6 protein-coding genes are annotated in these 9533 nt (G+C 61.6%); 5 read left to right on the top strand and 1 reads right to left on the bottom strand.

Annotated features, from left to right (window positions below; all coding sequences use genetic code 11):
• Nucleotides 1–130: 130 nt before the first annotated feature.
• On the bottom strand, nt 131–2065 hold the full coding sequence (locus HX824_RS07865; protein WP_371135988.1) for a BCCT family transporter: 1935 nt from the start codon (nt 2063–2065) through the stop codon (nt 131–133).
• A gap of 376 nt (nt 2066–2441) precedes the next feature.
• Here HX824_RS07865 and betI point away from each other — a divergent pair, with 376 nt between their 5' ends.
• The 5 genes from betI to HX824_RS07890 all read left to right on the top strand — a co-directional run bounded on the left by betI (nt 2442) and on the right by HX824_RS07890 (nt 9439).
• Complete coding sequence (gene betI, locus HX824_RS07870; RefSeq protein ID WP_003216902.1) at nt 2442–3035, top strand: transcriptional regulator BetI; 594 nt, start codon at nt 2442–2444, stop codon at nt 3033–3035.
• Nucleotides 3036–3096: 61 nt separating this feature from the next.
• Nucleotides 3097–4569, top strand: coding sequence for a betaine-aldehyde dehydrogenase (betB, locus tag HX824_RS07875; RefSeq protein ID WP_003216900.1), 1473 nt, complete (start codon nt 3097–3099; stop codon nt 4567–4569).
• Between the two features lie 196 nt (nt 4570–4765).
• Nucleotides 4766–6469 carry a choline dehydrogenase gene (gene betA / locus HX824_RS07880; RefSeq protein WP_087693216.1) on the top strand — a complete coding sequence of 568 codons (1704 nt, stop codon included), beginning with the start codon at nt 4766–4768 and terminating at the stop codon, nt 6467–6469.
• Between the two features lie 211 nt (nt 6470–6680).
• A complete protein-coding gene (locus HX824_RS07885) occupies nt 6681–8123 on the top strand; it encodes a TldD/PmbA family protein (protein ID WP_102370072.1) in 1443 nt (480 codons plus the stop codon).
• The gene (locus HX824_RS07890; protein WP_177020219.1) at nt 8123–9439 is read left to right on the top strand and encodes a TldD/PmbA family protein; all 1317 of its coding nucleotides are present in this window, start codon (nt 8123–8125) and stop codon (nt 9437–9439) included. Before HX824_RS07885 ends, HX824_RS07890 begins: the two co-directional genes overlap by 1 nt.
• The last annotated feature ends 94 nt before the right edge of the window (nt 9440–9533 follow it).

Consider the following 9533-nt stretch of genomic DNA (forward strand, 5'->3'; position numbering starts at 1 on the left):
AGCGGGCTTGCTCGCGAATGCGGTGTATCAGTGTCAGATGTACTGACTGACACTGCGCATTCGCGAGCAAGCCCGCTCCCACATTTTGCTCAGGTGGTGTCAGTAACGACACCACCTGTCCTTTCAACACTCAGCTATAGACACGGCCAAGGAGCTGCCGATGGCTTTCAAACTGATCGAGCACGTCCCGGGTGATCTGCTCCTGGGTGAAGCCCATCAGGTCGTATTCCTGAGGCCCGTTGTGCAGGTAAACCTCGGCGCGGTAGTAGCGCGTGCGTTCTTCCTCGGGCAAGTCGTTCGGTGCCGACGAATAAGCATCCAGGCTGACCTCGTAGACAAACGGATTGCCCTCTTGCATCTCGATGCGCACACCAATGCAGCGCTTGGATTTGCCCAGCAGGGTCTGCACTTCCAGCCCCTGGTCACGCAACGCAGTCGCCGCTTCTTCCAGCGCCGGCGTGACGTGCTTGTCCATAAAGCGTTGCACGGTACCCTGGCTCGGTTGCAGGTCCAGGGCAGTCAAACGCTCGCTGAAACCACGCCGACCACGCTCGGCCAACTGCGCCTGCTCCAACTCGATCGCCACGTCCTGGCGCATCGCCTTGTGCAGGCCGAACATGAAGAACACCAGCACCACCGAGAACGGCAAGCCCGCCAGCACCACCATGGTTTGCATGGCTTCGAAGTTACCGGCGAACAGCAGGCCGATGGTCACCAGGGTGATCACCGCCGACCAGAAAATCCGCAGCCAGTGCGGCGCATCTTCGTCAACGTTGCCGCCCTTGCAGGACAGGTTCGCCATCATCACCGCGCCGGAATCCGCCGGGGTCAGGAACAGTACGAAGCCCACGAAGATCGACACACCGATGACGATTTTCGACGCCGGGTAATGCTCAAGCAGTTGGTAGATCGCCATGGACGGCTGTTCCAGCGCCGTCTTGCCCAACTCCACCGCGCCATGGTTCACCACCAGGTCCAGGGCCGAGTTGCCGAAGATCGACAGCCACGCCAGGGTGAAGCCCAGCGGGATCAGCAGCACGCCGGCCACCAGTTCACGCACCGTGCGACCACGGGAAATACGCGCGATGAACATGCCCACGAATGGCGCCCAGGAAATCCACCAGGCCCAGTAGAACAGGGTCCACAGGCCCATCCAGCGTTCGGTCTTGTCGGCGTCGCCTTCGTACACGTACAGGTCGAAGGTCTTCAGCACGATGCCGTTCATGTAGTCGCCGATGTTCTGCACGAAGCCGTTGAGCAAGTGCAAAGTCGGGCCAAACAGCAATACGAAAATCAGCAGGCCGCTGAACAGCACGATGTTCAGGTTGGACAGGCGGCGAATGCCGTTCTCCACACCCGACACGGCGGCAATGGTCGCCACGGTGCTCATCACGATGATCACGATCAGCAGGTTGGTGTTGCTGTGTTCCATGCCGAACAGGTTTTCCAACCCGGAGGACACTTGCATCGAACCAATCCCCAGGTTCGTCACCAGGCCCAGCAGCGTTACGAACATGCCGAAGCCGTCTACCGCGTGACCGGCCGCACCTTTGACCCAACGCTCGCCCACCAGCGGGTACAGCGCCGAGCGCAGGGCCAGCGGCTGGTTATGACGGTAGGCAAAGTACGCCACGGCCAAGCCGACCAGTGCGTAGATCGCCCAGCCGTGCAGGCCCCAGTGCAGGAACGTCAACTGCAACGCCTGGCGTGCAGCTTCGCCGGTGGCCGATGCGCCTTCAGGCGGGTTGAAGTAGTGGTCCAGCGGCTCGGAGGCGCCGAAGTACAGCAGCGAGATGCCGATGCCCGACGAGAAGAGCATGCCGGCCCAGGCGCCGTAGCTGAAGTCCGGGGTGTCGTCCTTGCTGCCCAGTTTCAATTTGCCATAGGACGAAAACGCCAGGCCCACCACAAACACCAGGTAGGCGGCGATCACGACCATGTAGTACCAGCCAAAGCTTTTCGACAACCAGGCTTGGGCCACACCGAGCATCCTGCCGGCTTCCTGCGGGGCGATGATCAGAATCGCGGTCAACAACAGAATCAGCGCGGTGGAGGTGTAGAACACCCAACCGTTGACCCGCACCTTTTCTGGCGGGGTCTTTATAAGAGAGGCAGAACTCATGGCACAGATGCTCCGGGCAGTGCAGAGAAACACAAGGCAACGCTTGACCCGAGCCATCGATTTTTCGGCAGTCGACGGACGGGTGTATAAAGACACCCCGAAAAACCATAAACCCCCGGCGAACCGCTGTGCCGGGCTGTTTCATGGGTTTTCCCGATGTCAGGTGGCGCCACATGCACGTAGGAAATACCTGTAGGCAGCGACCATTTGTCGCAGATCTTATTCTTTGTTGATTGAACGTTCAATCAAAACAAAATAGACTGGCCCTCAAGCCGACGGACGTTTATCGCCCGTTGGCAGGCCTAAGGAGAGGTGCACGATGCCCAAGGTCGGTATGCAACCCATACGCCGCCAGCAGTTGATCGAAGCCACATTGACGGCCGTCGATCAGGTCGGAATGGGGGATGCCAGCATTGCGCTGATCGCCCGTCTGGCCGGTGTCTCGAATGGCATCATCAGTCACTATTTTCAGGACAAGAATGGCCTGATCGCCGCCACGATGCGGTACCTGATGAACGTGCTGATCGAGAACGTCACCGAGCGCCGGTTGGCGCTGAAAGATGACAGCCCGCGGGCCCATCTTCAGGTGATCATCGAAGGCAACTTCGACGCCAGCCAAGTCAACGGCCCGGCTATGAAAACCTGGCTGGCCTTCTGGGCCACCAGCATGCACCACCCGTCATTGCACAGGCTGCAGCGGATCAACGATCACCGTCTGTATTCCAACCTGTGTTGCCAGTTCCGCCGAGCGTTGCCGTTGCCCGAGGCACGCAGCGCAGCCCGAGGCCTGGCGGCCCTGATCGACGGTTTGTGGTTGCGCGGCGCCCTGTCGGGAGACGCTTTCGACACGGAGCAGGCGCAACGGATCGCTTACGAATACATGGATTTCCAATTGGCCAAGCAGGTGAGTTAGAGCACACATAAACGCTCAACTCCCGAACCGCGCCAACCACTAATGCACTTGCGAGGACTTTATGGCCCGTTTCGAACTGCAAAAACTCTACATTGACGGCGGCTACTCCGACGCTGGCAGCGATGCCACTTTCGAAGCCATCAACCCGGCTAACGGTGAAGTTCTCGCCAACGTGCAACGCGCTACCAAAGAAGACGTCGAGCGCGCTGTGGTCAGCGCCGAAAAGGGCCAGAAAATCTGGGCCGCCATGACTGCCATGGAGCGTTCGCGCATCCTGCGTCGTGCCGTCGACATCCTGCGTGAGCGCAACGACGAACTGGCCGCCCTGGAAACCCTGGACACCGGCAAGCCGTATTCCGAAACCCAATACGTCGACATCGTCACCGGCGCTGACGTGCTGGAATACTACGCAGGCCTGGTGCCCGCCATCGAAGGCGAGCAGATCCCGCTGCGTGACACCTCGTTCGTCTACACCCGTCGCGAGCCGCTGGGCGTCGTGGCCGGTATCGGCGCATGGAACTACCCGATCCAGATCGCCCTGTGGAAATCCGCACCTGCCCTGGCGGCCGGTAACGCGATGATCTTCAAGCCAAGCGAAGTCACCTCGCTGACCACCCTGAAACTGGCTGAAATCTACACCGCCGCCGGCGTTCCGGATGGCGTGTTCAACGTCCTGACCGGCAGCGGCCGTGAAGTCGGCACCTGGCTGACCGAACACCCGCGCATCGAGAAAGTCTCCTTCACCGGCGGCACCGACACCGGCAAGAAAGTCATGGCCAGCGCTTCGAGCTCTTCGCTCAAGGAAGTCACCATGGAACTGGGCGGCAAATCCCCGCTGATCATTTTCGACGACGCCGACCTCGACCGCGCCGCCGACATCGCGATGATGGCCAACTTCTACAGCTCGGGCCAGGTCTGCACCAACGGCACCCGCGTGTTCGTTCCGACCGCCCTCAAAGGCGCGTTCGAAGCCAAGATCGCCGAGCGCGTTGCCCGCATCCGCATCGGCAACCCGGAAGATGAAAACACCAACTTCGGCCCGCTGGTCAGCTTCGCCCACATGGAAAGCGTGCTCGGCTACATCGCCAAAGGTAAAGAAGAAGGCGCCCGCGTGCTGTGCGGCGGCGACCGTCTGACCGACGGTGAATTCGCCAAGGGTGCCTACGTGGCCCCGACCGTGTTCACTGACTGCACCGACGAAATGACCATCGTCCGTGAAGAAATCTTCGGCCCGGTGATGAGCATCCTCACCTACGACACCGAAGAAGAAGTGATCCGCCGCGCCAACGACACCGACTTCGGCCTGGCCGCTGGCCTGGTGACCAAGGACCTGAACCGCGCCCACCGCGTGATTCATCAGCTGGAAGCCGGTATCTGCTGGATCAACGCCTGGGGCGAGTCCGACGCGAAGATGCCGGTGGGCGGCTACAAGCAGTCGGGCGTGGGCCGTGAAAACGGGATCAGCTCGCTGAACAACTTCACTCGCATCAAATCGGTACAGGTTGAGCTGGGCGACTACGCCTCGGTGTTCTAAAACCTGATTGAGCCTGGCATGGCCCATGTGGCGAGGGAGCTTGCTCCCGTCGGGCTGCGAAGCAGCCCCATGCCAGGTACCGCAGTTCTTTCAGACAGAACTCGAGCGCTGACTTTGCGACTGCTGTGCAGTCGAACGGGAGCAAGCTCCCTCGCCACAAAAGCAGCCTGAACCAACTTTCACGAGGGTGCATTCAATGTCCCAAGAATACGACTACATCATTGTGGGTGCCGGCTCCGCCGGTAACACCCTGGCGACCCGTCTGACCGAAGACGAAGGCGTCACCGTCCTGCTGCTGGAAGCCGGCGGCCCGGACTACCGTTTCGATTTTCGTACCCAGATGCCAGCCGCCCTGGCATTCCCGCTGCAAGGCCGCCGCTACAACTGGGCCTACGAAACCGATCCAGAGCCACACATGGACGGCCGCCGGATGGAATGCGGTCGCGGCAAGGGCCTCGGCGGCTCCTCGCTGATCAACGGCATGTGCTACATCCGCGGCAACGCGATGGACTACGACAACTGGTCGAAACTGCCGGGCCTGGAAGACTGGACCTACCTGGACTGCCTGCCGTATTTCCGTAAAGCCGAAACCCGCGACATCGGCCCGAACGACTACCACGGTGGAGACGGCCCGGTCAGCGTGACCACGCCAAAGGCCGGCAACAACCCGCTGTTCCACGCGATGGTTGAAGCCGGCGTACAGGCCGGTTACCCACGTACCGAAGACTTGAACGGCTACCAGCAGGAAGGCTTCGGCCCGATGGACCGTACCGTGACGCCAAACGGTCGTCGCGCCAGCACCGCTCGCGGTTACCTGGACACGGCCAAGAAGCGCTCGACGCTGACCATCGTCACCCACGCCCTGACCGACAAAGTCCTGTTCGAAGGCAAGCGCGCCGTCGGCGTGCGTTACCTGATCGGTGCCGCTGAAGAACGCGTTGAAGCCCGTGCCCGCAAGGAAGTCCTGGTGTGCAGCGGCGCAATCGCTTCGCCGCAACTGCTGCAACGCTCCGGCGTCGGCCCGGCGAAGCTGCTGGAAAGCCTCGACATCCCGGTGGTCCACGACCTGCCAGGCGTCGGCGAAAACCTGCAGGATCACCTTGAGCTATACCTGCAATACGCCTGCACCCAACCGGTCTCGCTGTACCCGTCGCTGCTCTGGTACAACCAGCCGGCCATTGGTGCCGAGTGGCTGTTCAACGGCACCGGCATCGGCGCCAGCAACCAGTTCGAAGCGGGCGGTTTCATCCGTACCCGTGAAGAATTCGATTGGCCGAACATCCAGTATCACTTCCTGCCGGTAGCGATTAACTACAACGGCAGCAACGGTGTGAAAGAGCACGGTTTCCAGGCGCACATGGGTTCCATGCGTTCGCCGAGCCGTGGCCGCGTGCAGCTGAAGTCGAAGAACCCACGGGAATACCCGAGCATCCTCTTCAACTACATGGCCACCGAACAGGACTGGCAGGAATTCCGTGACGGCATCCGCCTGACCCGTGAAATCATGCAACAGCCGGCACTCGACCAATACCGTGGCCGCGAAATCAGCCCGGGCATCGACGTGCAGACCGACGAGCAACTGGATAAATTTATCCGCGAGCACGCCGAGACCGCGTTCCACCCGTCCTGCTCGTGCAAGATGGGCACCGACGAGATGGCCGTGGTTGACGCCGAAGGCCGTGTGCATGGCATGCAGGGTCTGCGGGTAGTTGACGCGTCGATCATGCCGATCATCACCACCGGCAACCTGAACGCGCCGACGATCATGATCGCCGAGAAAATCGCCGACAAGATCCGTGGCCGCAAGCCACTGCCGCGCAGCACTGCGGATTACTACGTGGCAGGCGATGCGCCGGTGCGTGGCAAGCCGATGCGTGAAGTAGGTCCTACTGCGCAGTAACTGATGGACCGAGGTGCTCCCTTCGCGAGCAAGCCCGCTCCCACATTTTTGACCGTGTGAACCCGATCAAATGTGGGAGGGGGCTTGCTCCCGAAGAGGCCCGATCTGACACCGCAAGACCTCCCGCCCGCCTACACTTTCCTTGATCAGCTCCCAGCCCAGGCCTACTCTGTTTGCCTGCCCGCGCCGAGCCGCCCACAAGGAAGGCCCCATGTTCGAACACCACGCCACACTCAAAAAGCAGTTCAGTGCCCTGCGCACTACCGCCGAATTCTTTTCCCTGCGCTACGTCCGCGAGTCCGGCCAGTACCTGTCGGTACGCAAGAACGTCGCCGAGCCGCCACACCTCAGCCAGGACGAAGGCGCGATGCTCACCGTGCGCCTCAATGGCGTCGAAGCCTACGCCGCCACCCACGACATTTCCCTGCCCGGCCTGCAAGCCGCCCTTGAGCGCGCCGAACAGCAAGCCCGGCTCATCAAGCCCCACGCCCTGCTCGACCTGCGCGACCAGCCAGTGTCCAGCGACATTGCCGACTACCTGTCGCCGAGCCTCGACCAGCCCTTCCCGTCCCTGAGCGACTGCTACCAACTGCTCGGCGCCGAATCGGCCGCCGTGCCCAAGGACGAGCGCCTGGTGAACTGGGAAGTCAGCCTGGGCACCACCCACGTCGAACAGATCTACCTCAACAGCGCCGGCGCCGAACTGCGCCAGGCCCAGCGGTTTGTGTTCCCGGGTGTCAACGTCACGGCCTACGACGGCAATGACAGCCAGACCCGCACCCTGGGCGGCACCAACTTCGGCCAGCAAGGCGGCTTTGACGTGATCAGCCGCTTCGGCCTGGTGGGCGCCGCGCCGCAGATTGCCGACCAGGCGCTGCAACTGCTGCTGGCACCGAACACACCCCAGGGCCCGCGCGACCTGCTGCTGATGCCCGACCAGATGATCCTGCAGATCCACGAATCCATCGGCCACCCGCTGGAACTCGACCGCATCCTGGGCGACGAGCGCAATTACGCCGGCACCAGCTTCGTCAAGGCCAGCGATTTCGGTCACCTGCAATACGGCTCCAACCTGCTGAACGTGACCTTCGATCCGGACATTCCCGAGCAGCTCGCCAGCTATGGGCATGACGACGACGGCACGAAGGCCAGCAAACAATTCCTGATCCGCGAAGGCTTGCTGCTCAAGCCGTTGGGCGGTGCGTTGTCGCAATACCGCTCCGGCATGCAAGGCGTGGCCAACAGCCGCGCCTGCAGCTGGAACCGCGCGCCGATCGACCGCATGGCCAACCTGAATATCGAGGCCGGCGACCAGAACATGGCGCAGCTGATTGGCGGCATCGAGAACGGCATCCTGATGTCCACCAACCGTTCGTGGTCGATTGACGATGCACGCAACAAATTCCAGTTTGGCTGCGAGTGGGGCCAGTTGATTGAAAACGGCGAACTCAAAGGCGTGGTAAAGAACCCCAACTACCGGGCGATTTCCGCGCAGTTCTGGCGCAACCTCAGCGCCGTCGGCGACGCCAGCACCTTCAAGGTGCTGGGCACGCCGAACTGCGGCAAGGGCGAACCCAACCAGGTGATCCGCGTCGGCCATGCGTCGCCGGCCTGTGTGTTCAGCAACGTGGACGTGTTCGGGGGAGACGCCTGATGAATAATTTCAAAGCCCTGGTGGATTGGCTCAAGCAGGCCATCACCGACAACGAACAATTCCATCTCGGCTACGCCGACGAGTCCTCCGAGTTTGTGCGTTTCAACCACGGCAAAGTGCGCCAGGCCGGCCAGGTGCAACAGGCCAGCCTGAACCTGAAGCTGATCAACGACGGGCGCCACGCCGACCTCGGTATCACCCTGGCGGGCGAGCCTGAACTGGATCGCCAGCGCCTGGCCGACGGCCTGCAACAACTGCGCGAGACCTTGCCGTTGTTGCCCCAGGATCCGTACCTGCTGCTCAACCACAACGCCTGGCAAAACAAGGACCAGCAGGACCGACCACTGCCGGACCTGGCCCAGGTGCTGGAAGCAGTCAGCCTGGCCGCTGAAGGTGTGGACATGGTCGGCTTCTACGCCGCCGGCCCTATCAGCCGTGGTTTCGCCAGTTCATCAGGCGCCTTCGGCTGGCACCAGGCCAACAGTTTCAACTTCGACTTCAGCCTGTTCCACGCCAACGGTGAAGCGGTGAAAGCCAGCTACGCCGGCAACGATTGGGACAGCGTGGCCTTCGCGCAGCGTTTCAAGCAGGCCCGTGAGCAACTGGAATACCTTGGTCGCCCGCTGCACCCGCTGGCACCGGGGCAATACCGCGCCTACCTGGCACCGGCGGCCATGGAAGAGATCATCAGCATGCTGACCTGGGGCGGGTTTTCCGCCCAGGCCATCGCCAGCAAAGGCAGTCCGTTGCAACGGTTGTATGGCGGTGATCAGTCCTTGAGCCCGCTGGTGACCCTGGACGAACAGGTCAGCGGCTCCCTGAGTTCGGCGTTTTCCCGTGACGGCTATCCGCGCAGTGATGTGAAGCTGATCAATGCCGGCAAGGCTGAAGGCCAATTGGTGAACTCTCGCAGTGCTGCCGAATACGGCTTGAGCACCAATGGCGCCAGCGGCGATGAATCTCCAAGCGCCCTGCAGATGGCCGCCGGCGACCTGGCTCAGGCCGATATCCTCAAGCAACTGGGTACCGGCTTGTACATCAGCAACCTGTGGTACCTGAACTACTCCGACCAGCCCGCCGCACGCCTGACCGGCATGACCCGCTTCGCCACGTTCTGGGTCGAAGACGGCGAGATCAAGGCGCCGGTCAGCACCATGCGTTTTGATGACAGCGTTTACAGCCTGCTGGGCTCGCAACTGGAAGCGCTGACCGCTGATCGGGAATTGCTGCTGTCGGCGAGTACGTACAGCCAGCGCAATACCTCGTCGAATCTATTACCGGGCGCATTGGTAAAACGCCTGACCCTGACCTTATAAGCAACGCAAAACCCATGTGGGAGCGGGCTTGCTCGCGAATGCGGCGTGTCAGCCACTACATCTGTGACTGAGGTACCGCATTCGCGAGCAAGCC

The organism is Pseudomonas sp. D4002 (assembly GCF_013385665.1).
Lineage (GTDB): Bacteria > Pseudomonadota > Gammaproteobacteria > Pseudomonadales > Pseudomonadaceae > Aquipseudomonas.